The following is a 313-nucleotide window of genomic DNA, read 5'->3' on the forward strand; positions in this document are numbered from 1 at the left end:
GCATCGTCGTAATGCACCGCGAGCGCGTCCGTCCCGCCGCCGGCACCATTCCTGATGTCCTCGCTCAGCTGGTCCACCTGCTGGTTCGTGGCGTACAGCTGCGAGCCGTTCACCGCGTCCGTGCTCGTCGCGCTCAGGCGACCGGCGGCCACGTTCGTGATCGTGCGCTCGTTACCCACGCTGCCCACGCTCACCGTGCTCGCCGGGTTCGCTCCGGCGAACGCGTAATCCGTCCCGCCGATGCTCGCACCCGCCGTGCCCACCGCGGCTGCCGTCACCGAGCCTGCGCCCAGCGCGACATCACCCGCGTTGT

1 pseudogene is annotated in these 313 nt (G+C 70.6%); it reads right to left on the bottom strand.

Features of this window, described 5'->3' with window-relative positions:
* A pseudogene (locus AB4Y34_RS42235) lies at positions 1-313 on the bottom strand (hypothetical protein); the annotation flags it as partial.

Origin of the sequence: Paraburkholderia sp. BR10954 (genome assembly GCF_040965775.1) — a bacterium.
Taxonomy (GTDB): Bacteria; Pseudomonadota; Gammaproteobacteria; order Burkholderiales; family Burkholderiaceae; genus Paraburkholderia; species Paraburkholderia youngii.